The organism is Streptomyces sp. NPDC049915 (assembly GCF_040656475.1).
Classification (GTDB): domain Bacteria; phylum Actinomycetota; class Actinomycetes; order Streptomycetales; family Streptomycetaceae; genus Streptomyces.
The window spans coordinates 50,269-74,525 of the sequence record NZ_JBFAMH010000006.1 but is presented as its reverse complement, the minus strand read 5'-3'; the positions used below and the strand labels follow the sequence as shown (position 1 = coordinate 74,525).

Sequence of the window (24,257 nt, the reverse complement as noted above, 5' to 3'; positions counted from 1 at the left end):
GGGAGCTGCCCTCCCCTGTGCGGCAGCTCCCGCACCGCTGGTCGTCAGGCCCGGCCGGCGCCGTTCAGGGCGGTCACGGGGGTGTCGGCGAGGCCCAGTTCACCGGCGCGGTCGAGGAGCTGCCTGACCCGGCCGGTGTTGGGGCCGCCGGCGTTGATGAGCTGCATCAGCAGGGCGGAGACGGTCAGGTGCTGCACATCGGCGGCCGAGACGGAGCCGAGGATCCGGGTGAGGTCGTCGGTGAAGGGCGACGACCCGTCCAGCCAGGGCTTGGCCAGCGCCTGCGCGGTGTCGGAGTGCTGGACGAACCCGTCGACGCTCTTGCCGAGCGAGATGGAGGACAGCAGCCGGTCGAAAAAGACCGACTCGCCGCCGACGATGTCGATGTCGGCGTTCTCCAGTCCGGTCGCCAGCACGGTGGCCTGTGCCTCGGCAACCTGGCGCTGCACGTCGAGACCGGCGAGCCGGATCTCCTTCTCCGCCTGCAGCCGCAGCCGGTACTCCTCGTGGGTGCGGGACGCGTCGTCGAGTGCCGCCATCGCCGCGGCCTTGTCGGTGAGGCCGGCCGCCTCCGCCTTCAGCTTCTCCCCGATGGCGGCCGCCTCCGCGAGCGCCTTCGCCCGGGCGCCCTCCGCCTCGGCCAGCATCCGCGCCTGCGTCGCCTCGGCCTCGGCCCGGCCGGTCTTCTCCACGACCTCGGCCTCCTTGTCGCGGACCTGGACGGCGGCCAGCCCCTCGGCCGCGGCCTCGGCCTGGACGCCCTCGGCGGTCCGCAGCTTGGCCCGCGCGTCGAGGTCGGCGGTCTTCAACCGGGCCTCGGCGAGCGTGAGTTCCTGCGCGGCACGGTGGACGGCGGCCTGCTCGGCGGCCTCAGCGGCCTTGATGTCCTTGACCAGCTTCTCCTGGGCCTGTGCCTCGGCGGCGATGATCACGGCCTGGCGCTCGCGCTCGGCCTGCTCCACGGCGCGCAGCTTCTTGATGGACTCCTCCTGCTCGGCGACGGTGCGGTCGACGGCGACCCGCTCGCGGACGACCTCGGCGATGTCCCGCTTCTCCGCCTCGACCTCCTTCTCGGCGGAGATCTTCGTCAGCTGGGTCTCCCGCTCCCGTGCGATGACCTCGAGCAGGCGGTCCTTCTCGATGCGCTCGTTCTCGACGGCGATGACCCGCTCACGGTTCTTCGCGGCGACGGCGACCTCGCGGGCCTGGTTCTCCCGCTGGACGCCGAGCTGCTCCTCGGTGCGCAGGAAGGCGGACTGCGCCCGCAACCGCTCCTCCTCCACCACCCGCGCCGTCTCGGCCTCCTCACGGGCCCGGGAGGTCTCGATCTCCCGCTTCTGCCGGATCTCGGCGTCCACCTGGCGGCGTTCCAGCTCCAGCACCGCCTCGCGCGCGTCGACGTTCTGCCGGGTGATCTCCATCTCCTCGTGGCGCCGGGCCTCGTTGGTGCGCACGTGCTCGACCGCCGTCAGTTCGGTGATCTTGCGGATGCCCTGGGCGTCGAGGACGTTGGCCGGGTCGAGCTGGCCGACCGGCGTCTGCTCCAGGTAGTCGATCGCCGCGTCCTCCAGGTGGTAGCCGTTGAGGTCGACGCCGATCACCTCGATGATCCGGTACCGCAGCTCCTCGCGCTTGGTGTACAGGTCGGTGAAGTCCAGCTGCTTGCCGACGGTCTTCAGCGCCTCGGAGAACTTCGCGTGGAACAGCTCCTGCAGTGTGCGCTGGTCGCTCGCGCGGGCGGTGCCGACGGCCTGGGCGACCTTGATGACGTCGCCCACCGTCTTGTTGACCTTGACGAAGAACGAGATACGGATGTCGGCGCGGATGTTGTCCCGGCAGATCAGCCCGTCCTTGCCGGCCCGGGTGATCTCGATGGCCTTCACCGAGATGTCCATCACCTCGGCCTTGTGCAGCACCGGCAGCACGACCTGCCCGGTGAAGGACACGTCGACCTTGCGCGTCTTGGACACGATCAGCGCCTTGCCCTGCTCGACCTTGCGGAACAGCCGGGAGAAGACGAACAGCACGACGGCGACGGCGACGAGGAGGACGGCGGCGAGCACGCCGATGGCAGTCATGGCATACGTCCTTGGGGCGTGAGAGGTCGGAAGGCGGCGAGCGGGGCGGGGTTCGGCCCGATGCCGGGCACCTGCCGGTGTCCGGCATCGGGCCATCCGCAGTGCTCCCCGGGCGACATGGTGCACGCCGGGCCCACGCATCCGCATTGCCGGTGTCCGGCAGTGTTCACTAAGGTCTCCGTGCCGGTGAACCGCCAGGAATCCGTCACCGGCACATCAAAAAGCGGGGGGACCGCCTTGACCGACCGGGACATACCCGAGCAGTACCTCGACGGCTGTGCCCTGATTCTGGCCGAGGTCATGGCCACCGGCCGGCGGCTCACCCGTGAGGAGGTCGAGTCGCGCCGTTCCCTGGGCGAACAGGCCGCCGAGGCCGGATACGGCCTGCGCGCCCTCGTCCACGCCCACCTGTCCGCCGCCCGGGCCGCCCTGCCGCGCACCACCGGTTCCGCCGCGGACGCGCTCGGTGCCGTGCAGCAGATCGTGGACGCCTTCGCCGAGGGGTACGAGCGCGCACAGCGTCTGGCGGTACGTCAGGAGGCCGCAGCTCGGCGGGAGTTCATCGACGACCTGCTCTACGGCCGCAGCGACCTGGGTCGTCTCGCCCAGCGCGCCGAACGCTTCGGCCTGCTGCTGTCCCACACCTACGCGGTCGCCGTCGCGCAGTCACCGACGGCGTACGAGGAGGGCGATCCGGTGCCCCGTCAGGTGGAGCGGGCACTCATCGCCCGCTTCGGTGACCGCAGCATCCTGATCACGACCAAGGACGGCCGGCTGTTGTGCATCGCCCCCGGCCATCAGAAGGAAATCCTCGCACACTTCGCGAAGCAGGCCCACGCGGCGACCGACGGCGGAAGGGTGGCCGTCGGACGCGCCCAGCCGGGGCCGGGCGGGGTCGTCCACTCCTACGAAGAGGCGCTGAACTGCCTGGAGATGGCCGAGCGGCTCGGCCTGGACGACCCGGTCCTGTACGCCACCGACCTGCTGGTCTACCCCGTCCTGGCCCGTGACCGGCAGGCCATGGCCGACCTGGTCCTGAGCACCCTCGGTCCGCTCACCGCGGCGCGCGGCGGGGCGGAGCCGTTGCTGCGGACGCTGACGGTCTACTTCGACTCGGGGTGCGTCGCCGCCGAGGCCGCCCGGCGGCTCTGCCTCAGCGTGCGCGCCATGACGTACCGCCTGGAGCGCATCCACAAGCTCACCGGTGCCGATCCCGCCGATCCGGCGCACCGCTACAAGCTGCAGACCGCGGTCATCGGCGCCCGGCTGCTGGACTGGCCGGCGCACGAGCTGTGACGCCCCGGGGACATCGTCCCGACCCGTGCTATCGGTGCTCGGGGTTGTCTTGGTCCCGGCGGCATCCGGCGTCCCAGGCGGTGCGCTGGTTGCCGTAGGCGGGAATGCCGCCGAGGTCCTTCAACGCCCGCGCCAGGTGCAGCAGGTTCCACGTCATGAACGTCGTGTTGCGGTTGGTGAAGTCGTTCTCCGGACCGCCCGACCCCGGGTCGAGGTACGACGGCCCGGGTCCCGCTTCGCCGATCCAGCCGGCGTCGGCCTGGGGAGGGATGGTGTAGCCCAGGTGCTGCAGGCTGTAGAGGACGTTCATGGCGCAGTGCTTCACGCCGTCCTCGTTGCCGGTGATGAGGCAGCCGCCGACGCGGCCGTAATAGGCGTACTGACCGGCGTCGTTGAGCAGGCTGGAGCAGGCGTAGAGGCGTTCGATCACCTGCTTCATCACCGAGCTGTTGTCGCCCAGCCAGATGGGACCGGCGAGGACCAGGATGTCCGAGGCCATGACCTGTTCGTACAACTGCGGCCACGCGTCCGTCTGCCAGCCGTGCTCCCTCATGTCGGGCCACACGCCGGTGGCGATGTCGTGGTCCACGGCGCGGACGACGTCGACCCGCACTCCCTGCGCCTCCATGATGGCGCGGCTGCGGTCGACGAGTCCTTGGGTGTTGCTGGTCGCCGGGGAGCGCTTGAGGGTGCAGTTGACCACCAACGCGCGCAGGTCGTCGTACCGGGCCGGGGGCGGGTCGCCTGCGGGCGGCGAAGCGGTCACACGATCCTCCTGGAGGCCTTCCGCGGCACGGGTGCGCGGCGATGCGTGCGGGTACGGCTCCAGCTTGCGGTCCGGACCGCAGGACTGCCACCGCAACGAGGGCGCTGACGACAGGTGTACGCGAGTGCGGCTCGCCCGGAAGGGTCGCACGGACGGAGCGGGGCGCGGGCAGGAGGCTGCCGCGCGTCCACTACTCCGTTCGTGTGCGATCGTCACGTGAACAGCCGCGTGTCGCTGCTTCCGGGCGACGCCCCGGACTACGTCCGGCAAGGATGGCCTGACTGACGTGGCGAAGCCGGTCTTTCGAGAGAGACACAGCTTGTGAGCATCCTCAACGATCCCCAAGGTTCCCCAGCCGAAGAGGCGTATTACCAGGACGAGCTGCCCCTGCGGCGCAAGCGTCCCGGCAATGTCGTGGTGAAGTGGCTGACCACCACGGACCACAAGACGATCGGCACGCTGTACCTGTCGACGTCGTTCGCCTTCTTCCTCATCGGCGGCGTCATGGCACTGCTCATGCGCGCCGAGCTGGCCCGCCCGGGTCTGCAGATCGTGTCGAACGAGCAGTTCAACCAGGCGTTCACGATGCACGGCACCGTGATGCTGCTGATGTTCGCGACGCCGCTGTTCGCCGGGTTCACCAACTGGATCATGCCGCTGCAGATCGGCGCGCCGGATGTCGCCTTCCCCCGGCTCAACATGTTCGCGTACTGGCTGTACCTGTTCGGCTCACTGATCGCGGTGGGCGGCTTCCTCACCCCGCAGGGCGCGGCCGACTTCGGCTGGTTCGCCTACACACCGCTCTCGGACGCGATCCGTACGCCGGGCATCGGCGCCGACATGTGGATCATGGGTCTGGCCTTCTCCGGCTTCGGCACCATCCTCGGCTCGGTCAACTTCATCACCACGATCATCTGCATGCGTGCCCCGGGCATGACCATGTTCCGCATGCCGATCTTCGTGTGGAACGTGCTGCTGACCGGCGTCCTGGTCCTGCTGGCCTTCCCGGTCCTGGCGGCCGCGCTGTTCGCCCTGGAGGCGGACCGCAAGTTCGGCGCCCATGTCTACGATCCGGCCAACGGCGGGGCACTGCTGTGGCAACACCTCTTCTGGTTCTTCGGCCATCCGGAGGTGTACATCATCGCCCTGCCGTTCTTCGGCATCGTCACCGAGATCATCCCGGTCTTCTCGCGTAAGCCGATCTTCGGCTACATGGGCCTGGTGGCCGCGACGATCGCGATCGCGGGTCTGTCCGCGACGGTGTGGGCGCACCACATGTACGTCACCCAGGGGGTGCTGCTGCCGTTCTTCTCCTTCATGACGTTCCTGATCGCCGTACCGACCGGGGTGAAGTTCTTCAACTGGATCGGCACGATGTGGAAGGGCGCGCTCTCCTTCGAGACGCCGATGCTGTGGGCCACCGGCTTCCTCGTCACGTTCCTCTTCGGTGGTCTGACCGGTGTCATCCTGGCCTCGCCGCCACTGGACTTCGAGGTCTCGGACTCGTACTTCGTGGTGGCGCACTTCCACTACGTCGTCTTCGGCACGGTCGTCTTCGCGATGTTCGCGGGCTTCCACTTCTGGTGGCCGAAGTTCACCGGCAAGATGCTCGACGAGCGCCTGGGCAAGATGACCTTCTGGCTGCTGTTCGTCGGCTTCCACGGCACGTTCCTGGTGCAGCACTGGCTGGGCGCCGAGGGCATGCCGCGTCGTTACGCCGACTACCTGGCGGTGGACGGCTTCACCGCCCTGAACACGGTCTCGACGATCGCCTCCTTCGTGCTCGGCCTGTCCATGCTGCCGTTCCTGTACAACGTCTGGAAGACGTCGAAGCACGGCAAGCACGTCGGTGTCGACGACCCGTGGGGTTACGGCCGCTCCCTGGAGTGGGCCACCTCCTGCCCGCCGCCGCGGCACAACTTCCTGACCCTGCCGCGGATCCGCAGTGAGTCCCCGGCGTTCGACCTGCACCACCCGGAGATCTCCGAGCTGGACCAGAAGGCGCTCACGGGCCGGCGTGACGCCGTCGACGCCGCCGGGCACGAAGGCGAGCGGCGATGACCGACTCGGCACACTCCTTCGCCCGGCACCAAGGGGCGACGCTGGCCGACGAGATCGAGGGCTACCTCCTCGCCGAGGCCGACCGGGAACAGGCGCGGCGCGCGGCCGAGGCCTTCTGCGCCGGTCTGCCGTGGCTGACCACCGCGCAGGCCGAGGAGGTGGCTCGGCTCTATGCCGAACAGCACATCGAACTCACCCGCGAGCGGCTGCGAGTGACGCTGCGCCGGGCCGGCGAACTGCGCGGCGAGTACGAGGCCCGCTACGCCCAGCTGCGGCAGCGCCTGCTGACCTGGCACGCCGTCCTGGGGTCGGCCGTCCTGGCCTGCGCCACGGGGGTCGGGGCCGTGGTGTCCGCGGCGGTGCGCTGACGGACCACGGGACGGGGGCGCGGCCGGCCGGGCCGCGCCCCCCGCGTCGTATCCGTTCTCGCGCGTGGTTCAGAACTTGCCCATGTGGTGGGCGATGCGGTGGCCCAGCTGCCGGCCGAACCGGTCGAGGAAGTCGGGGGCGAGCGGGGGCCAGCCCCAGAACTCGAAGGCCAAGGCGCCCAGCGCGAAGCCGTCCTCCCACTGCCACGCGGTGACCGGGACACGGGCGCCGCAGGCGGAGCAGGGCGCGGTGCCCTCTCCCGTCTCCTCCCAGGCGGCGATGCCCTCCCTGAAGGGCCGCCAGATCGCCTCGTCCGCCTCCCATCGCTGCGGATGGTCGATGACGACCGTCCGGGTCCGGCAGCGCGGGCAGACGGCGTACGCCGCCTCGTCCTGTCCCTGGCCCCCGACGTGCTGGTGGCGTCCGACGACGACGGCCACGGGTTCCGGCAGCCAGGTCGGGTCCGACGCGTCGGCCACGGCCCGTGCCCAGCGCGGGCCCGGCACATTGCCCTTGTCCACGTGCAGGCTTTACACCGCCCCGCCGGACGTCTCCCGAGTGATCAGTCCCTCGGCCACCATCCGGTCCACCGTCCGCTGCGCGAGCCGGCCGGCCTCCTCGCCGCTCACTTCGAGGTCCACGATCCGCTCGTAGTGGTCGCCCACCGTCCTGCCGTCCCCTCTCGATCGCCGCGAGCATCGTAGTGACAGTGCGCGCGCTGACTCTTTGTCGAGTGGTCCCTTCGTTCGACCCGGCCCGGATCGCGAGACGATGTTGCCCAGGCAGGATGCGTGGCATTTACATGTTTCCATGCAGAGCTCCGACACCCCGACCACGGCCTCCGGTCCGGCCGCGCAGGCCACCGGCCCCGGCCCCGCGGACCGCGCCGCTCGGCGAGCCGTCACCGTCTTCCCCCTTCTCGTCGTCGCGGCGGGCGCCCTCGGTCTCGCCTCCCCCGGCATGTTCACGGGCTACGGCCCCTGGGTGCCGTATCTGCTCGGCGTGGTCATGTTCTGCATGGGACTCACCATGTCCCTGCAGGACTTCCGGGGCGTGGCCCGGCGGCCCTGGGTGGTGCTCCTCGGTCTCGTGGCCCACTACGTGATCATGCCGGGCCTGGGCTGGCTCATCGCCCATCTGCTGCATCTGTCGCCCGCGCTCGCCGCCGGGGTGATCCTGGTCGGCTGTGCGCCCAGCGGCACCGCGTCCAACGTCGTCACCTACCTCGCACGGGGCGACGTCGCGCTGTCGGTGTCCGTCGCCACCGTTTCAACGGTGCTCGCGCCGCTGCTCACGCCGCCGTTGACGCTGCTGCTCGCGGGTCAGTACCTGCCCGTCGACGCGGGGTCGATGGTGATCGACATCCTCAAGACCGTGCTGCTGCCCGTTCTCGCCGGGCTCGTGGTGCGGCTGGTCGCCGGGCGGCGGATCGAGCGCGTCCTGGGTGCCATGCCGTGGCTGTCGTCCCTGGCGATCGCGGTGATCGTCGCCGTGGTCGTCGCGGGCAGCGCCGGCGCGCTGAAGTCCGCCGCGCTCACCGTGCTGGTGGCCGTCGTACTGCACAACGGCTGCGGCCTGGCCCTCGGCTACGGGTGCGGCCGGCTCGCCCGCCTGGGCCGGCCGGCCTCCCGCGCGATGGCCTTCGAGGTCGGCATGCAGAACTCCGGCCTCGCCGCCTCACTGGCCACCGCGCATTTCACACCGCTCGCCGCGCTGCCGGCCGCCGTGTTCTCGGTGTGGCACAACGTCTCCGGCGCGCTCGTGGCCGCCTGGATGGCGCGCCGTGCGCCGGAGCGGCGGGGCACGGCCGACGCGTGAGGCACACCCCGGGCGCGTACACCGGCCGTACTCCACCGGCTGGCCGTCCACGGGCGGTGGTGGTCCGGCGAAGGGGGGTACTCGGCCCGCGGTGCGCACGCCGGCGCCCCGTCTGGTCGCCCTCGGCCGGCGGTGGGATTCTGGGGTGAGCGGCAGCGCAGACAGGCGCGACCGGGAGGGCCCATGGGACGGGACGTTCCGGCGCTGGTCTTCACCCGTGAGGACCGACGCCGCTACCGGAGCAAGATGCAGCAGTGTCTCGACGTCCTCGCGCAGATGCTGCGTGAGGCACGGTTCGACGCCGAACGGCCCCAGGTCGGTCTGGAGATCGAACTGAACCTGGTGGACGATCGGGGCGAGCCCGCGATGCGCAACAGCGACGTGCTGGAGGCGATCGCTGATCCGGCCTGGTCGACGGAGCTGGGCCGGTTCAACCTGGAGATCAACATCCCGCCCCGCCGGCTCACCGAGGGCGGCCCCGACTCCTGGGCGGCGGAGATCCGTGCCGCGCTCAACCACGCCGAGCAGCGTGCCCGCTCGGTCGGCGCCCGCCTGATCATGATCGGGATCCTGCCCACGCTGCGGCAGCAGCACGTCGGTGCGGCCGCGCTGTCGGAGAACCCGCGTTACCGCCTGCTCAACGACCAGATCTTCGCCGCCCGCGGTGAGGACCTGCACATCGAGATCGGCGGCGTCGACCGGCTGCGCACCTACGCGGACACGATCACCCCCGAGGCCGCCTGCACCAGCACCCAGTTCCACCTGCAGGTCTCGCCGCAGGAGTTCCCCGACTACTGGAACGCCGCCCAGGCCATCGCCGGTGTCCAGGTCGCGCTGGCCGCGAACGCGCCGTTCCTGTTCGACCGGGAGCTGTGGCACGAGACGCGCATCCCGCTGTTCGAGCAGGCCACCGACACCCGCCCGCAGGAGATCAAGGTGCAGGGCGTACGGCCCCGGGTGTGGTTCGGGGAACGCTGGATCACCAGCGTCTTCGATCTGTTCGAGGAGAACCTGCGCTACTTTCCCGCGCTGCTGCCCCTGTGCGACGAGGAGGACCCGGCCGAGACGCTCGGACGCGGAGACATCCCACACCTGGCCGAGCTCACCCTGCACAACGGCACGATCTACCGGTGGAACCGGCCCGTCTACGCCATCGCCCACGACAAGCCGCACCTGCGGGTGGAGAACCGCGTCCTGCCGGCCGGTCCGACCGTCGCCGACACCCTGGCCAACGGCGCCTTCTACTACGGCCTGACCCGCGCCCTCGTCGAGGAGGAACGCCCGGTCTGGTCGCGCATGTCCTTCTCCGCCGCCGAGGACAACCTGCACACCGCCGCGCGGGAGGGCATCGAGGCGCGCCTGTACTGGCCGGGCATGGGCGAGGTGCCCGTGCCGGAGCTGGTGCTGCGGCGGCTGCTGCCGATGGCGCACCGGGGTCTGGAGCGCTCCGGCATGGACGACGCGTGGCGGGAGCCGCTGCTCGGCATCATCGAGCAGCGCTGTGTGTCCGCGCGCAACGGAGCGGTCTGGCAGACGGAGGTGTTCCACCACCTCGACACCCTGGCCCACACGGGCCGGCACGAGACCCTGCGGCGCATGACGCAGCAGTACATCGACTACATGCATCTCAACGCCCCCGTGCACACCTGGCCGGTCGAATGACGCCCGGCACGGGCCTGGCCGCCCCGGCTTGCGTCACGACCGTCAGATGTCGTCGCCCGGCTCGGCCAGTTGCTGCCGCGAGGTGAGATTCAGTTTGCGCATGGCGTGGGCGACGTGCTGCTCCACCGTGCGGGGCGACAGGTGCAGGGTGGCGGCGATCTCCCGGTTGGTCAGCCCCGAGCCGGCCAGCTGGGCCACCTCGTGCTCCCTCGGGGAGAGCTGGTCGCCGTAGGCGGGGCGGCCGTTCCGACGCCGTTCGGGTGCGGGGCCGTGCACGCGCAGCAGCGCGCGGGTGCGGGCCGCGTCCCAGGTGGCCCCGAGATGCGTGAACTGCTCGACGCACGAGGTGAGTTCGGCGGCGACGGAGTCCGGGCCGTCGCCGTCGCGGGCCGTCAGCGCGCAGCGTCCGGCGCCTTCGGCGGTCAGTGCCCTCGCGTACGGCCGGCCGAGCGCGGCGTAGGCGGCACAGGCCTCGCGGTACAGCGCTGTCGCCTCGGACACCTCGCCGGTGGACTCGGCGAGCGCGGCCCGCGTCCAGGTCAGGGCGGCTCGGGCGCCGGGCGCGTCGACGCCGTCGAGCCCCTCGGCGAAGGCGTCGACCATGGACCTCGCCTCCGGTACGCGGCCGACGCGGGCGGTCGCCTCGACCGCCCAGGGGGCCAGTTCGGCGGCCCAGGCCCAGATGCCCTTGCGGGCGACCTTCTCCCAGGCCGTGCGGGCCTCGGCGGCCGCGTTCGCCACCTCGTCACGGGCCAGTTCGCGGCGGATCAGCGCGCCGGACATGGTGGCGGACTGGCTCGGCGAGACGTACTCCGGTGCCGTGCCGCGCTCGCCCGACAGCCAGGACACCGCCCTGCCCCACTCCCCCTGGGCCAGCGCCAGCAGGCCCAGGACCAGCCGTCCGTCGCTGGAGATGAGCGGCATGTCGAAGGTGGCGGCCACGAACGTCTCGCACCGCTCCGCCAGCCCCTGCCAGCGCCCCAGCATCCAGTCGAGTGTGAGGCGGGCCCCGAGCGCCGTGTGCTCGGTGAACGGCGAGCCGCTCGTCACGGAGAGTTCGACGCCTTCGGCGAGGAGTTTCTCGGCCCGCTCGTACTGCCCGAGCCAGACGGCCGCGTCGGCGGCGTTGCACAGCCCGCGCGCGGCGTGCCGGCGCGCCTGGGCGTCCGTGCTGGTGGTGGGCAGGGCGTCGAGCAGGGCCCAGCCCCGCGGGTCGCCCCGCATGGTGGCGAGGGTGACCCGGGCCGTGGCCACGGCCGCCCGGGCTGCCTCGTCGCCGCTGTCGGCGGCGGCCTGGCCGGCGGCCCGCAGCCACTTCTCGTGCACGTCGGCGCCGGTGCCGGGCCAGCGCGGTGAGGCGAGCGCGCACATGGCCCGCGCGGCGAGGGCGGGGCGCTCCTCGCGCAGTTCCGCCGCGGCCTGTTCCAGTACGGCGCGGCCGTCCTCGCCGCCGACCTGGTTGACCATGAGCAGTCCGAGGTCCAGGCGGATCTCGCCGCGCACCGCGGCCGGCAGGGTGTCGTCCCGGACGACACGCTGGAGGGCCTCGACGGTCTGGTCGGAGCGCAGCCCGTCGACGGCGCTGCGGGCCAGCACGGGCGCCAGGCGGGCCCGGGCCTGCGGGGAGACGAGCGGGGAGGCCATCGCCTGCTCCAGCAGCCCGATGGCCTCCTGATAGCGGGCGCTCTCCCCGAGGGCGTGGGCCTGGTCCGCGGCCCGTTCCACCGCCCGCAGCCAGCTGCGCACACGGCCGGCGGCGCGGCGGTGCCGGGCCAGTTCCGGCCAGGACGCGGGCTGCCGGGCGCCCAGCGCGTCCGCGGCCCGTCCGTGCAGGTGGGCGCGGAGCGGGCCGGGCAGCATCTGGTGCAGGGCCAGGGCAGCGAGCGGGCAGATCAGCCGGTAGCCGTCGTCGGCGGCCTCCACGAGCAGCCCCGACGCCAGCGCGGCGGTCAGGGCCGTGCGGCCCTCCTGCTCCCCGAGGGCCGCCACGGCGAGCAGCTCGGCGCCGGTGGCGGGCCGCTCCAGCACGGCCGCCGCCCACACCACGGGCCGGTGGTGCTCCGCGAGCGCGGCGGTACGGCCCAGCACGAGGTCGGCCAGCCGGACCGGCACCCCGGCGGCGTCGACGTCGGCGGGGGTGTACCGCTGTGCCTCGGGGCAGTCCCGCAGGGCTTCCACCAGGTCGGCCACGACCTGCGGCACGCCCGCGGACCGCTCGTACAGCCGCGCGGCCGCCTCCGGTGTGCAGCGCCTGCCGAGGGCCTCGGCGGCGAAGCGGCGCACGTCGGCGGCGGTCCACGGCTGCAGGCGGTGTCTGCGCACCGACAGACGGGAGGGGTAGTGCGGGGGCGGCGTGCCGAGTGGCAGTCCGGGCTCGGGCAGTTCCTCCGGCCGGTAGGTGACCACGGCCGCCAGCCCCGGGCGCGCGTCCTCCAGCACCTCGCGCAGCCATGCCCTGTCCCGGTCCCGGGCCCGGTGCAGGTCCTCGGCGACGAACAGCAGCGGCCCGTCCCCGGCGGGCGGCGCTGGGGGCTCGCCCGTGCCGCACGCCCACACCTCACGGGGCGTGCGGGCCGCCCAGGGGGTCGTGGTCAGGCACCGGACGAGACGGCTCTTGCCGAAGCCGGCGGGGCCCTCCACCAGTACGAGCACCGGCCGGCCGGTCTCGCCGTCCAGCGTCCGCCGCAGCCTGTGTATCCACGGAGCGTCACCAAGTGCCACCACATTGCTCCAGTCGTCGGCCCCCGGCTCTGCCAGCGTCAGAACGACGATTCTGCGTCCGAGGTGGGCCGGAGCAAAAGACGTCGGCGGGGATCGACCGGGGCCGTGGCGCACACAGCGGGTTAATTGCGTATACGTAGGGCCCCGTCCCCGGATGGCAGGCACGGCGGATCGCCCATACGTTCGTCACACCGACCGACCGACACAGGAAGGTGGACGTGGTGGCCAAGCCGTTCTTCCAGGTCGACGTCCCGATCAGGCACCCGGCCCAGCCCGACCGGCGGGGCAGCTATGTCTTCACCGGCCAGGCCGACAGCAGCCGGGAGGCCGTGCGGATCGCTCGCGAGGTGTGCGACGCGGCGCTCGCCGCCCACGCGGCCGGGCTCGACGTGCCGCACCGCCGGCCCGACGGGTGGGGGGCGCGCGGGGTGCGGCCCGGCTGGGAGCCGGACTGGGAGGCCGCCCGAGCGCACGCGTGGGACGCCGTCCACGGCTGGTTCACCCGCTCCCGCACTCGGGCGAGCGCGCCGGCGCGGCGCACGCCGGGCGCCTGACCCGCGGCTCGCCGCGCCACGGACCGGAACGGCGGCCCGGCGCACCGCCTGGCCGGCATCTAGGCCATGCGCAGTACGACGAGGACCACGAGCAGCACGGTGGCACCGGCGCTCGTGCCGTGGGCGACGACCGCGGTCAGCGGGAAGTGCCGCTCGGCGGTGGCCTCGCCGGCGTTCGAGTGCCGGCCGGAGCTGGGCAGCCAGCGCAGCAGCATCATGAACCCGAAGGCGGCGACGACGAGGACGACCGCGCAGGCCGCCCACGCCGACCCGCGCACCCCGCCCAGCAGGTACGCGGTCCAGGCGGCGAGCCCCGCGACCGCGAGCGCGACGTGCCCGAGCACCAGCCACAGCGGCAACCGGGTCACGCCGGGCGTGCGCTGGCGCAGACCACCGTGGCGGATCCACACGGTGGCGAGATAGCCGCCCAGAACGGCCGTCAGCACCCAGGCACACCACACGATGAGACGCATACGCCCCACTCCCCTGCCTCGTCGGCAGGCCCCGTCCGGTTCGGGCACCGCCGGGCCCAGCACACCGGACAGAGCGGGAGACGTCCGGAAATCCATCCTGCAATTCACTCGTTGGAGTGATTGGCGGGGAATCATGGCGCGCTGCCTGGTACACCGGGCGCGCCCGCGGACATCCCCTAGGGACGGGCGTTGGTGCGTCGCCAGGCGCGGCGGGTGCCGGGGGCGCCGCGTCCTGCCGCCGAGGCACAGCGGGGGCACACGCGGCGGACCGCGTCGGCGGCGCCGCCCGATTCGGGCAGGGCGTCGGCCCACTGCACGCCTGCGAAGCGGGTGAGCTCGGAGCGGTGCAACGACAGCCCGCACACGGTCTGGTTCATCCCCTGTTCCCAGGCGTGTACCTCGCCCGCGGGGAACCAGCGTGCGTCCTCGTCGCTCCACCAGCGGCTGCTCGCCGCCACCGCGTATCGGCGCGACCGTGACTTCGCCATGGTGGGCGGGTTCCCGCCGAGGACGGCGCCATGCGGCACCGGTGGTGGCCGGCCGGGACAGTGCCCGGGCCGGCCGTGGGCGCCGACGCGGCTCAGGAGGTGAAGCGCTGGTTCGCCGAGCCGTCGCAGTTCTGCAGGCGCAGTGGCTCGCGCGGTGCCGACTGGGTGAGGCACAGTCCCGTCGCGGCGGCCGGGTGGATCGTGGCGCCGTCGCGGACGAACTTCTGGTTCGCCGCGCCGGAGCAGTTCCACACGATCAGTGCGTCGCCCGCGCGGTACTGGGCGCCGGGGACGTCCAGGCAGCGGTCCTGGGTGAGTTCGGTGTGGTAGGTCTGCCGGGCGGGGTCGTACCACCAGTGCTGGTTGCGGTTGCCGGTGCAGTCCCAGCCGAGTACGCCGGTGTTGTTCGCGCTCCGGGAGGCGGTGACGTCCATGCAGGTGCCGGTGGCTTCGTTGCGTACGGCGCTGTAGACGTCGTCCCAGGCGAAGGGGAAGAGGGCCGGTGTGCCGGAGGAGTCGACGTCCGCGCAGGACGCCTCGCGCAGGCCTGCGGTGTAGAACCGGGTGAGGCAGGTGGCGAAGGCGGCGTGGCCGCGGGCATCGGGGTGGAAGGACTGGCGCACGGAGTTCTCGTCGGGCAGGCCGGGCTTGGACACGTCGATGAACAGGCCCCGGGCCCAGGTGTTCTCCGTGCACACCTCGTGGCCATGGAACAGGCGCGAGTTGTCCAGGTAGAAGGCGCCGGTCTCGGCCGCGGCCTTGCGGATGCCGCGTTCGAAGGCGGGGACGGCGGTGTTGCGGCCCCAGACGGTGTCGGAGTCGTAGCCGAGGCCGCCGCAGGCGAGCTTGGTGGTGAAGTCGGGGTTGTCACGGAAGTCGGGGCCGATGGGACTCGGGTAGCTCATCAGCACGAGCTTGTAGTCGCCGTCGGCGTAACCGGCTTCGCGCATCACGGACTTCAGGTCGCGGACGGTCTGCTCGACCTTGGGTACGAGGGCGTCGACGCGGGCCTGCCAGCCCGGTGCGTACTTGGGCTCGCAGGGGCCCTGGGAGAGCAGGTAGCGCTCGACGCAGTCGGTCATGACGGGGCCGAACTGCAGGTCGTCGTTGGCGCCCGCGACCAGCAGGACCATTTTGATGCGGGTGTTGCGCGCCTTGACGGCGAGGCTGTCGCTCTGGACGAGTTCGTCGGCGTACTGCTTGCCGCCACCGATCCTGATGTTGCCGGTGTAGGCGCCGGAGCATGCGACGTTGTAGGTGAGGTCGACGGGGGTGCCGGTGCGGTGGATGGCCGCGTCGGGTGAGCGGTGACACCAGTTGTCGGGGCCGTTGGTGGGCGTCTCGTAGGTGCCGACGCCCTCACCGGAGATCTCGCTGTCGCCGAGGGAGATCAGCGCGGTCCTGCGGTCGGCGAGGGGCCGTTCGGCCGGGTCGCCGTAGAGCTGGGTGGCCTCGGCGGCGCGGGTGGCCTCCAGGTCGGGCGGGAGCGGGGTGGCGGTGGACACCTGCCGCGGGGCGTCGTCGGCGGTGGCCGCGGTGGCGGGAAGGGTGGCCGTCGCCATGCCGAGCAGGGCGGCGAGGGTGGTGACGGTCCACCGGATGCGGTACCCGGAGCGTCTCATGACACCTCCTGGACGTGGGGTTACCCACGGTATTTACTGGCCGGTAGCCGCGTTTGGGAATACCTCTGCCGAGTAAAGTTGAGGGAGTCTCAAGTTCCGCTTCGCGGCTCCGTGTGTCGCCGACCCCGGAGGTGCCCGTGCTGCGAACGACCCTGACGGCGAGCGTGGTTGCGGCCGCGCTGCTCGCTCCCGCCGCCCTCCCGGCACATGCCGAGGCCCTCGCCCCGGCCGGCCAGGGAGAGCCGGGCATCCCCCACCTCACCGACCGGCAGGGGCGGGTGCTCACACTGCGCGGCTGGAACGTGGAGGACAAGACCGGCCGGGGTGAGAAGGCGCTGTCCGCCATCACCGAGCGCCACTTCCGCGACATGCGCGCCCAGGGCTTCGACTTCGCCCGGCTGCTGGTGTTCTGGGACGACCTGGAGCCACGGCCGGGCCACTACAGCGAGGCGTATCTGAGGAAGATCCAGCGCATCCTGGACTGGGCCGAGCGCTCTGACATCAAGGTGGTGCTCGACGCCCACCAGGACGTCTTCGGGCCCGCGTTCGGCCATCGCGGTATCCCCGAGTGGGCGACCAGAACCGACGGCCTGCCGTTCACCCCGCACCCCGACGACTGGTTCGCCGAGTACTTCGAGCCCGCCGTCCAGCGCGCCTTCACCCACCTCTACGACGACCCCGACCTGCGCCGCGCCCAGGCCGGCGCGTGGCGGGTGCTCGCCCGCCGCTTCGCCCACCACCCGGCGGTGATCGGCTACGACCTGATCAACGAGCCGATGGGTGAGCTGAAGCAGGGCGAGGACCTGCCCACGGCCGGCGGCCGCATCGAGCGCGAGCAACTCACCCCCCTGTACAACCGCCTTGCCGACGCGGTGCGTTCGGCCGACCGGGAGGGATGGGTCTTCGTCGAACCCACGCCGATCGTCGGAGAGGGCGTGCCGACCGGTCTCGGACACGTCGACGACCCGAAGGTGGTGTACGCCCCGCACTTCTACAACACCGCCATGGAGGCGGGCGCCGACTACGATCCCGGCGCCGGATGGATCGAGGCGTACGAGCGGGCCGTCGTCGCGTACCCGAAGCGGTACAAGGTGCCGGTGGTGGTGGGCGAGTGGGGTCCGCTGAACAACTCGCTGCCGAGCATGCGGCGTTTCTACGGCGACGCGATGGCCTCCCTCGCCCGCTACACCTCCGGCTGGGCGGGGTACGTGTGGTGCTACGGCGGCGGATACTGCACGGTCGACGACTCCGGTGCCTTCCGCAAGAACAAGGAGCTGACCGCCGAACCGTACGCGGCGAGCGTGGCCGGCACCGTGCGCTCCGCGTCGTACGACCCCGAGACGGGTGTGTACCGACTGGCCTACCGCGCCGCACGACACGGCACCCGGCTGACCGAGCTGTCCCTGCCCCGGGGCACCTGGCGGATCACCGCCAACGCGACGGTGCTGCGCGGCGAGCCCGGCCGGGCATGGTTGCCGGCCGCACCCGACCAGGAGGTGACCGTCACCGTGCGGCGGGTCGCGGACTAGTGACCGGTGGACGGCGGGAGCTGGGTCGGCCTGGCGCACCGCGCCGTCGATCTCCGCGAGCGCCCGCTGCAGCGGCTCGTACAGCCGGCGGGCGCCCGCGGTCGGCGTCAGTCCGCGGCCGGTGCGCCGGAAGAGCTCGTCGCCGAAGTGGCGGCGCAGCTTGGCCAGGCTGTAGCTCACCGTGGGCTGGGTGAGGTGCAGCGTGTCGGCGGTGGCCGTGACGCTGCCGGTCTCGTACAGCAGGACGAAGACGCGGGCCAGGTTGAGGTCGAAGCTCCTCATGGCGGGCCACTGTATCGATGGTCTCTATATCGCTGCGCGGAAACATCTATTGGAGTCCATGTCGCGGGATCCTTAGCGTGGCGTGCGTCACTTCGGAAAGGAACGTCCCGTGCCCTCCGTTCGCCGTGTGTCCCACGAGTTCCTCCACCGCCAGGGGCTGACCACGATCTTCGGCAACCCCGGCTCCAACGAGCTGCCCTTCCTCGCCGAGCTGCCCGACGGCTTCCGCTATGTGCTGGGTCTGCACGAGGGCGCGGTGGTCGGTATGGCCGACGGGTACGCGCAGGCCACGGGCCGCCCGGTGCTCGTCAATCTGCACGCGGCCGCCGGTTCCGGGAACGCGATGGGTGCCCTGACGAACGCGGTGGCCTCCCGTACACCGCTGGTGGTGGTGGCCGGGCAGCAGGTGCGGGCGGCCATGGGTCCACAGGCGAACCTGACGAACGTGGACGCGCCCGCGCTGATGAAACCCCTCGTCGGATGGGCCGCCGAGCCGTCCTGTGCGCAGGACGTGCCGCGGGCGCTGGCACAGGCGGTCTTCGAGGCGCGGCTGCAGCGGCGTCCGACGTATCTGTCCGTGCCGTACGACGACTGGGCCGCGGACGCCGGGGACAACGCCCTCGCCGTCCTTGACAGGCAGGTGCGGCAGGCGGGCGCGCCCGGCGCCGAGCAGGCGCGGTGGCTCGTGGACCGGGTGGCGTCGGCGCGGCGGCCGGCGCTCGTGCTGGGCGGCGACATCGACACCGACGGTCACTTCGGCACCGCCGTCCGGCTGGCCGAGGCCCTCGGCGGCCCGGTGTGGGCGGCGCCGTCACTGTTCCGGCTTCCCTTCCCCAACCGGCACCCGCTGTTCCGCGGTGTGCTGCCCGCCGGCATCGAGCCGGTCCGCGAGGCCTTCGAGGGCCATGACCTGGTGCTGGTCCTCGGCGCGCCCGCCTTCCGCTACCACGAGTACCTGCCGGGGCGCTATCTGCCCGAGGAGACCCGTCTGGTGCAGATCACCGGCGATGCCTCGGCCGCGGCGCGGGCGCCGATGGGCGAGGCGCTGGTGGCCGATCCCGGTGCGGTGATCGAGCTGCTGCTGGCCTCGCTCGACCCTCCCGCCGAGCCCGCGGGCGCGTACCTGCCGGTGCCGCCGCCGCAGACGGCCGAGGACGCGTGCCTTCACCCCGAGGAGGTCTTCGCCGCGCTGCGCGACGAGCTGCCCGAGGACACGGCGTACGTGGTCGAATCGACGTCGACGAACGCCGCGTGGTGGCGGCAGATGGACCTGCGCCGGCCCGGCTCGTACTACTTCCCGGCAGCCGGCGGGCTCGGCTTCGGGCTGCCCGGCGCGGTCGGCGTCGCGCTCGCCCGTCCCGACCGCCCCGTCGTCGCGGTCAGCGGTGACGGCTCGGCCAACTACGGCATCACGGCCCTGTGGACGGCGGCCCGGCTGCGGCTGCCCCTGACCGTGGTGCTGCTGCGCAACGGCACGTACGGGGCGCTGCGCTGGTTCGGCGGGCTGCTCGGTGTGCCCGACGCGCCCGGACTGGACATCCCGGGCCTCGACTTCACCCGCATCGCCGAGGGATACGGCGTCCCGGCCGCGCACGCGTCCAGTGCCGAGGAGCTGCGGGCCCTGCTCGCCGTGCGCCCCGAGGGGCCGCGGCTGATCCAGGTGGACACCGCGCTCACCACCCCCAACTGATCGCGACGAGAAGACGAGAAAGGCACGGCCGATGACACTTCTGGACAGCGACGTCTGGAGCGGAAGGTTCTTCAGCGGGGGCTGGCGCAGCTCCGCGTCCGAGCAGCCGGTGCTCGAACCCGCCACCGGTGACCGGCTCGGCACCATCGGGGTCGTCGCCCCCGGCGACGTACGCCGGGCTGCCGCCCGGGCCGCCGAGGCGCAGCGGGAGTGGGCGCGGACCTCGCCGCAGCAGCGGGCGGCCGTGCTGCGGCGGGCGGGCGAGCTGTTCACCCGGCACGCCGGGGAGATCGAGGACTGGCTGGTGCGGGAGGCCGGCTCGGTGCGGGCCAAGGCGGGTTTCGAGGTAGGGCTCGCGATCGGCGAGTGCTTCGAGTGCGCGGGCCTGCCGACGCATCCGCAGGGTGAGGTGCTCGCCTCTCAGGAGGCCCGCTGGTCCCTCGCCCGCCGTCGGCCCGCCGGTGTGGTGAGCGTGATCGCGCCGTTCAACTTCCCGCTCGTCCTGGGGTTGCGCTCGGTGGCGCCGGCACTCGCGCTGGGCAACGCGGTGCTGCTCAAGCCGGATCCGCGGACCGCGGTCAGCGGCGGTGTGGTCATCGCGCGGGTGTTCGAGGAGGCCGGGCTGCCCGACGGACTGCTGCACCTGTTGCCGGGCGACGGCTCGGTGGGGCAGGCGGTGGTGGAGGCGCCCGAGGTGCGGGTGGTGTCGTTCACCGGCTCCACAGCGGTCGGGCGGGCCATCGGCGAGCAGACCGGACGGCTGCTGAAGCGGGCCCATCTGGAACTCGGCGGGAACAACGCCCTGGTGGTGCTGCCGGGTGCCGACGTGGCGAAGGCGGCGTCCGCGGGCGCCTTCGGGTCGTATCTGCACCAGGGGCAGATCTGCATGACGACCGGCCGGCACATCGTCCACGAGTCGCTGCTGGACGACTACGTCGCGGCGCTCGCGGCGAAGGCCGAGGCGCTGCCGGTCGGGGATCCGGCGCGCGAGGAGGTCGCGCTCGGCCCGATCATCGACCGGCGCCAGCTGGAGCGGATCCACCGGATCGTCTCGGACAGCGTGGCCGCCGGGGCCAAGGTCGCCGCGGGCGGCGAGATCGCCGGGGCGGGCTATCGCGCGACCGTGCTGACCGGGCTGACGACGGACATGCCGGCCTGGCAGGAGGAGATCTTCGGGCCTGTCGCACCCGTCGTCGGCTTCTCCACGGTGGAGGAAGCCGCCCGGATCGTCGACGACTGCCCCTACGGGCTGTCCGTCGGCATCCTCGGTGACGTCGGGACGGCCATGCGGCTCGCCGACCGCATCGACTCCGGCAAGGTCCACATCAACGAACAGACCGTCGACGACGAGCCGAACGCCCCCTTCGACGGGGTCAAGGCCTCCGGGACGGGGTCCCGGTTCGGGGGTGCCGCCGCGAACATCGAGGCGTTCACCGAGACCCAGTGGCTCACCGTCCGCCCCGACATCGCCGACTACCCGTACTGACACGTCCCCGCTCGTGCCGTCTCCCGCAGCCGCCTTCGAGGAGAACGCCTCGCCATGACGTCCGCTCCCCCCTCCCCCATACCGAGCCGCGGCGCCTGGACGGTGGTCCTGTGCTGGATCACCGTCCTGCTCGAGGGCTACGACCTCGTCGTACTCGGTGCCATCATCCCCACCCTGCTGAAGACCCATCACCTCGGCATGACCGCCGGGGACGCCACGACGATCGCCACGCTGTCCCTGGTGGGCGTGGCGATCGGCGCTGTGTCCGTCGGCCCGCTCGCGGACCGGCTGGGCCGCAGAGTGGTGCTCATCGGCTCGGTCGTGATGTTCTCGCTGTCACGGTCCTGGTGCCGCTGGCCGGTTCGGTCACCGTGTTCGCCCTGCTGCGGCTGGCCGCGGGGCTGGGGCTGGGCGCCTGCATGCCGGTGTCCCTGACGATGATGGCCGAGCACATGCCGGCCGAGCGGCGGGCCCGGGCCAGCACCCTGACCATGACCGGCTACCACACCGGTGCCGTGATCACCTCACCGCTCGCACTGCAGGTCACCGGCGACTGGGAGGTGCTCTTCTACGTCCTCGGTGTCGCGGGGTTCGCCGTCGCCGCGATCCAGTGGTTCCGGCTGCCGGAGTCGGAGGCGTTCGTGCGGGCCCGCAGGGCCGAGGAGACCTCCGCGCGCGTCCCCTTCGCGGAGCTGCTGAAGCCGGCGTATCTGCGGGCGGGCGTGGGGATCTGGCTCGCCTCGTTCATGGGGCTGCTGCTGGTGTACGGCCTCAACACGTGGCTGCCGAAGCTGATGAACGACGCCGGCTACCCGGTGCCGACGGCCGTGACGTTACTGCTCGTCCTCAACGTCGGCGGAGTCGCCGGTCTGGTCCTGGCCGGATTCGTCGCCGACCGGCGGGGCATCAAGGGCACCACACTGGGCTGGTTCGCCGCGGCGGCGGTCATGCTGGCGCTGCTGAGCGTCAGGACGGACAGCGACCTGCTGCTGGACACGGTGGTGTTCCTCACCGGAGTGTTCGTCTTCTCCGCGCAGGTGCTGGTGTACGCCTATGTGACGTCCTTCTACCCGGCCGCCGTGCGGGGCACCGCGCTCGGCTCGGCCTCCGGCATCGGACGGATCGGTTCCATCGCCGGCCCGTCGGTGAGCGGGGCGCTGGTGGCCGCGGGAATCGGGCACCCGTGGGGCTTCTACTTCTTCACCGCGGTGGCCGTTCTCGCCGTACTGGCGGTGCTCACGCTGCCCGGCCGTGGCCCGCGGGCGGCCACGGAGCCGGCCGCCGAACCGGCCGTCTGACAAACCGCGTTGTGGGGGCGCGTCGTGATCGCGTAGGGTCCGGATCGTGAACACCGGACCGGCTCTACGCCATGCACGGATCGGCGACCCGGTGGAGAGCTGATCCCACCGCGGGTGCGCGACACGCACCCCCACACCTCGGCACGCGGACCTCCCGGTGCTCGTGAACCACGAGCCCGTATCCGTTCCGAACCACGAGGTCTGCCGAAACATGTCCGTCAGCTTCAACCACACCATCATCGCCGCCAAGGACCGCGAGGAATCCGCTCGCTTCTTCCGCGAACTGCTGGAGGTGGCGCCCGCACCGTCCTGGGGCCCGTTCACCAACATCCAGCTCCCGGACGGCGTCCTGCTGCAGTTCGCCGAGCCGCCGGTGGAGATCCAGATGCAGCACTACGCCTTCCTGATCGACGACGAACTGTTCGACCGGGCGTACCGGCGCCTGTGCGAGCGCGGCGTCGAACACTGGGCCGATCCGCAGATGCGCCGGGCGGGCGAGATCAACCATGAGCACGGCGGGCGGGGCGTCTACTTCAAGGACCCCGCCGGGCATGCGATCGAACTGATCACCCGGCCGTATCTGTAGGGCGATCCGCGGGCGGCAGCAGTAGTGGCCGCATGCCGAGGTGGCGCAGCGCGGACTGCGCCGCCCCGGCACCGCACATGCCGTGGGCGCCCGGGCCCGGCGGGGTCGCCGCGGAGCACAGGAACACCCCCGGCAGGCCCGTGGCGTAGGGGTCGCGTGCCGGGCGGGCGCCGAAGAGCAGGCGGGGGACGGTCTCGGCGCCGGTGAGGATGTCCCCGCCGGCGAAGTTGGGATTGCCCGCGGCGAGGGCGGCGGGCCCGGTGGCGCGCAGGCCGACGATCCGGTCGCGCACGCCGGGTGCGAAGCGCTCCAGTTGCGCGAGGATCACCCGGGTGGCGTCCAGGTCATAGCCGTACGGGACATGGGCGTAGACCCACACCGGGTGGATGTCACCGGCAGAGCGGGACGGGTCCGCCAGGTACTGCTGGCCGACCAGGACGAACGGGCGCTCGGGCATGCGCCCGGCCGCCACCTCCCGCTCGGCGCGGGCGACCTCGGCGAAGGGGCCGCCGAGATGGACGGTGACGGCACGGCGGGCATCTGCGTTGCGCCAGGGGACGCCGCCGCGGACCGCGAGGTCGAGTTTGAAGGCGCCCGGGCCGCGACGGTAACGCCGGTAGGCGGCGCGTGTGCGGGCCGGGAGCCGGTCGCCGTAGAGGGCGGCGGCCTGGCCGGGGTCGAGGTCCAGCAGCGTCACGTCGGCGGGCGGGATCTGCCGGTGGTGGGTGACGCGGACGCCGGTGTGGACCGTGCCGCCGTGCTCGCGCAGCACATGTTCCATGGCGCGGGCGATGGACCGCGAGCCGCCTTCGGCGACGGCCCATCCGGTGGCGTGCCCCGCGACGAGGACGCCGAGGCCCAAGGCCGAAGTGAAGGGCCGGGTCAGGGGACGGAAACCATGGGCCGCGACACCGGCCCACAGTGCCTTGGCCCGGGGCGTCGTGAACAGTCGGGCCAGGGTGGCGGCGGGCAGGACGGTGGGCAGCCCGAAGCGTGCCAGCAGCAGTGGGTGGGCGGGGACGCGCAGCAGGGGGCCCATGATGTCGGCGGCGAGCGCGTCCCAGTGGCGCACGGACGGCTCGACCAGTGCGCGGTAACGGGCGCCGTCGGGTCCGAGCAGGTGACCGGTCTGTGCGACGGACCGCAGGAGCACCCCGGCGGTGCCGTCGTCGAGCGGGTGTACGCAGTCGACGGCGGCCCAGCGCCAGCGCAGGCCGTGGCGGTCGAGACCGAGGGCGCGATGGGCCGGTGAGGTGACGGCCATGGGGTGCATGGCCGAGTGATGGTCGTGCAGCAGTCCCGGTACCAGGGCCTCGGAACTGCGGGTGCCGCCGCCGGTCTCGTCCGCGGCCTCCAGCAGGGTCACGTCGAGCCCCGCGACGGCGAGCAGGGCAGCGGCGGCGAGCCCGTTGGGCCCACTGCCGACGACGACCGCCGATGTCATCGCGGGACGGGTGTGGTCGTCATGGTGAGTCGTC

The 24,257-nt window shown here is 72.3% G+C and carries 19 protein-coding genes and 2 pseudogenes; 11 read left to right on the top strand and 10 right to left on the bottom strand.

Annotated elements, in window-relative coordinates:
- Positions 1-44 precede the first annotated feature (44 nt).
- A complete protein-coding gene (locus AB0J12_RS12445) occupies positions 45-2,078 on the bottom strand; it encodes a flotillin family protein (protein WP_363264243.1) in 2,034 nt (677 codons plus the stop codon).
- Positions 2,079-2,315: 237 nt separating this feature from the next.
- Here AB0J12_RS12445 and AB0J12_RS12440 point away from each other — a divergent pair, with 237 nt between their 5' ends.
- Complete coding sequence (locus AB0J12_RS12440) at positions 2,316-3,374, top strand: helix-turn-helix domain-containing protein (RefSeq protein ID WP_363264242.1); 1,059 nt, start codon at positions 2,316-2,318, stop codon at positions 3,372-3,374.
- 28 nt (positions 3,375-3,402) lie between these two features.
- Here AB0J12_RS12440 and AB0J12_RS12435 read toward each other — a convergent pair whose 3' ends face one another.
- The gene (locus AB0J12_RS12435) at positions 3,403-4,140 is read right to left on the bottom strand and encodes a flavodoxin family protein (protein ID WP_363264241.1); all 738 of its coding nucleotides are present in this window, start codon (positions 4,138-4,140) and stop codon (positions 3,403-3,405) included.
- A gap of 321 nt (positions 4,141-4,461) precedes the next feature.
- Here AB0J12_RS12435 and ctaD point away from each other — a divergent pair, with 321 nt between their 5' ends.
- Both ctaD and AB0J12_RS12425 read left to right on the top strand, forming a co-directional pair.
- Positions 4,462-6,201: a cytochrome c oxidase subunit I gene (gene ctaD, locus AB0J12_RS12430; RefSeq protein ID WP_363264240.1), complete on the top strand. Its 1,740-nt coding sequence runs from the start codon at positions 4,462-4,464 to the stop codon at positions 6,199-6,201.
- Positions 6,198-6,569, top strand: a complete 372-nt coding sequence (locus AB0J12_RS12425; protein ID WP_363264239.1) for a hypothetical protein — start codon at positions 6,198-6,200, stop codon at positions 6,567-6,569. The genes ctaD and AB0J12_RS12425 overlap by 4 nt, the downstream gene beginning before the upstream one ends.
- A gap of 69 nt (positions 6,570-6,638) precedes the next feature.
- Here AB0J12_RS12425 and AB0J12_RS12420 read toward each other — a convergent pair whose 3' ends face one another.
- Both AB0J12_RS12420 and AB0J12_RS12415 read right to left on the bottom strand, forming a co-directional pair.
- Positions 6,639-7,091 carry a hypothetical protein gene (locus tag AB0J12_RS12420; protein ID WP_363264238.1) on the bottom strand — a complete coding sequence of 151 codons (453 nt, stop codon included), beginning with the start codon at positions 7,089-7,091 and terminating at the stop codon, positions 6,639-6,641.
- 9 nt (positions 7,092-7,100) lie between these two features.
- Positions 7,101-7,235 carry a hypothetical protein gene (locus AB0J12_RS12415; RefSeq protein WP_363264237.1) on the bottom strand — a complete coding sequence of 45 codons (135 nt, stop codon included), beginning with the start codon at positions 7,233-7,235 and terminating at the stop codon, positions 7,101-7,103.
- Between the two features lie 145 nt (positions 7,236-7,380).
- Here AB0J12_RS12415 and AB0J12_RS12410 point away from each other — a divergent pair, with 145 nt between their 5' ends.
- Both AB0J12_RS12410 and AB0J12_RS12405 read left to right on the top strand, forming a co-directional pair.
- Positions 7,381-8,388, top strand: coding sequence for a bile acid:sodium symporter family protein (locus tag AB0J12_RS12410; protein ID WP_363264236.1), 1,008 nt, complete (start codon positions 7,381-7,383; stop codon positions 8,386-8,388).
- A 183-nt stretch (positions 8,389-8,571) separates the two neighbouring features.
- Positions 8,572-10,050: a glutamate--cysteine ligase gene (locus tag AB0J12_RS12405; RefSeq protein WP_363264235.1), complete on the top strand. Its 1,479-nt coding sequence runs from the start codon at positions 8,572-8,574 to the stop codon at positions 10,048-10,050.
- A 42-nt stretch (positions 10,051-10,092) separates the two neighbouring features.
- Here the strand turns inward: AB0J12_RS12405 and AB0J12_RS12400 are convergent, their stop codons facing one another.
- Positions 10,093-12,771 (bottom strand): LuxR C-terminal-related transcriptional regulator, encoded by a 2,679-nt coding sequence (locus tag AB0J12_RS12400; RefSeq protein WP_363264234.1) that lies wholly within the window; start codon positions 12,769-12,771, stop codon positions 10,093-10,095.
- Positions 12,772-12,992: 221 nt separating this feature from the next.
- On the opposite strand from AB0J12_RS12400, the gene AB0J12_RS12395 reads away from it, so the two are divergent.
- On the top strand, positions 12,993-13,325 hold the full coding sequence (locus AB0J12_RS12395) for a hypothetical protein (protein ID WP_363264233.1): 333 nt from the start codon (positions 12,993-12,995) through the stop codon (positions 13,323-13,325).
- A 59-nt stretch (positions 13,326-13,384) separates the two neighbouring features.
- Here the strand turns inward: AB0J12_RS12395 and AB0J12_RS12390 are convergent, their stop codons facing one another.
- From AB0J12_RS12390 to AB0J12_RS12380, 3 genes are all read right to left on the bottom strand, one after another.
- Positions 13,385-13,798 (bottom strand): hypothetical protein, encoded by a 414-nt coding sequence (locus tag AB0J12_RS12390; protein WP_363264232.1) that lies wholly within the window; start codon positions 13,796-13,798, stop codon positions 13,385-13,387.
- A gap of 176 nt (positions 13,799-13,974) precedes the next feature.
- Entirely contained in the window at positions 13,975-14,286 is a 312-nt protein-coding gene (locus tag AB0J12_RS12385; protein WP_363264231.1) for a hypothetical protein, read from the bottom strand.
- A gap of 92 nt (positions 14,287-14,378) precedes the next feature.
- Positions 14,379-15,908 carry a ricin-type beta-trefoil lectin domain protein gene (locus AB0J12_RS12380; protein WP_363264230.1) on the bottom strand — a complete coding sequence of 510 codons (1,530 nt, stop codon included), beginning with the start codon at positions 15,906-15,908 and terminating at the stop codon, positions 14,379-14,381.
- 137 nt (positions 15,909-16,045) lie between these two features.
- Between AB0J12_RS12380 and AB0J12_RS12375 the strand changes: the two genes are divergently transcribed.
- Complete coding sequence (locus AB0J12_RS12375) at positions 16,046-17,437, top strand: cellulase family glycosylhydrolase (protein WP_363264229.1); 1,392 nt, start codon at positions 16,046-16,048, stop codon at positions 17,435-17,437.
- Positions 17,438-17,467: 30 nt separating this feature from the next.
- Here the strand turns inward: AB0J12_RS12375 and AB0J12_RS12370 are convergent.
- Positions 17,468-17,719, bottom strand: a pseudogene (locus tag AB0J12_RS12370) (LysR family transcriptional regulator); the annotation flags it as partial.
- Positions 17,720-17,828: 109 nt separating this feature from the next.
- Between AB0J12_RS12370 and mdlC the strand changes: the two are divergent.
- From mdlC to AB0J12_RS12350, 4 genes and pseudogenes are all read left to right on the top strand, one after another.
- Positions 17,829-19,409 carry a benzoylformate decarboxylase gene (mdlC, locus tag AB0J12_RS12365; RefSeq protein ID WP_363264228.1) on the top strand — a complete coding sequence of 527 codons (1,581 nt, stop codon included), beginning with the start codon at positions 17,829-17,831 and terminating at the stop codon, positions 19,407-19,409.
- A gap of 31 nt (positions 19,410-19,440) precedes the next feature.
- On the top strand, positions 19,441-20,895 hold the full coding sequence (locus AB0J12_RS12360; RefSeq protein WP_363264227.1) for a benzaldehyde dehydrogenase: 1,455 nt from the start codon (positions 19,441-19,443) through the stop codon (positions 20,893-20,895).
- Between the two features lie 54 nt (positions 20,896-20,949).
- Positions 20,950-22,193 (top strand): annotated as a pseudogene (locus AB0J12_RS12355) (aromatic acid/H+ symport family MFS transporter).
- Positions 22,194-22,404: 211 nt separating this feature from the next.
- Complete coding sequence (locus AB0J12_RS12350; protein WP_363264226.1) at positions 22,405-22,779, top strand: VOC family protein; 375 nt, start codon at positions 22,405-22,407, stop codon at positions 22,777-22,779.
- Here AB0J12_RS12350 and AB0J12_RS12345 read toward each other — a convergent pair.
- Positions 22,760-24,223, bottom strand: coding sequence for an NAD(P)/FAD-dependent oxidoreductase (locus AB0J12_RS12345; protein ID WP_363264225.1), 1,464 nt, complete (start codon positions 24,221-24,223; stop codon positions 22,760-22,762). The two genes, AB0J12_RS12350 and AB0J12_RS12345, sit on opposite strands and share 20 nt — an antisense overlap.
- Positions 24,224-24,257 lie beyond the last annotated feature (34 nt).

Bases quoted from the DNA above. Each gene is read 5' to 3' on its own strand.
- AB0J12_RS12445 (WP_363264243.1), bottom strand. From the start codon at position 2,078: ATGACTGCCATCGGCGTGCTCGCCGCCGTCCTCCTCGTCGCCGTCGCC.
- AB0J12_RS12425 (WP_363264239.1), top strand. From the start codon at position 6,198: ATGACCGACTCGGCACACTCCTTCGCCCGGCACCAAGGGGCGACGCTG.
- AB0J12_RS12410 (WP_363264236.1), top strand. From the start codon at position 7,381: ATGCAGAGCTCCGACACCCCGACCACGGCCTCCGGTCCGGCCGCGCAG.
- AB0J12_RS12405 (WP_363264235.1), top strand. From the start codon at position 8,572: ATGGGACGGGACGTTCCGGCGCTGGTCTTCACCCGTGAGGACCGACGC.
- AB0J12_RS12390 (WP_363264232.1), bottom strand. From the start codon at position 13,798: ATGCGTCTCATCGTGTGGTGTGCCTGGGTGCTGACGGCCGTTCTGGGC.
- AB0J12_RS12385 (WP_363264231.1), bottom strand. From the start codon at position 14,286: ATGGCGAAGTCACGGTCGCGCCGATACGCGGTGGCGGCGAGCAGCCGC.
- AB0J12_RS12380 (WP_363264230.1), bottom strand. From the start codon at position 15,908: ATGAGACGCTCCGGGTACCGCATCCGGTGGACCGTCACCACCCTCGCC.
- AB0J12_RS12360 (WP_363264227.1), top strand. From the start codon at position 19,441: ATGACACTTCTGGACAGCGACGTCTGGAGCGGAAGGTTCTTCAGCGGG.
- AB0J12_RS12350 (WP_363264226.1), top strand. From the start codon at position 22,405: ATGTCCGTCAGCTTCAACCACACCATCATCGCCGCCAAGGACCGCGAG.
- AB0J12_RS12345 (WP_363264225.1), bottom strand. From the start codon at position 24,223: ATGACATCGGCGGTCGTCGTCGGCAGTGGGCCCAACGGGCTCGCCGCC.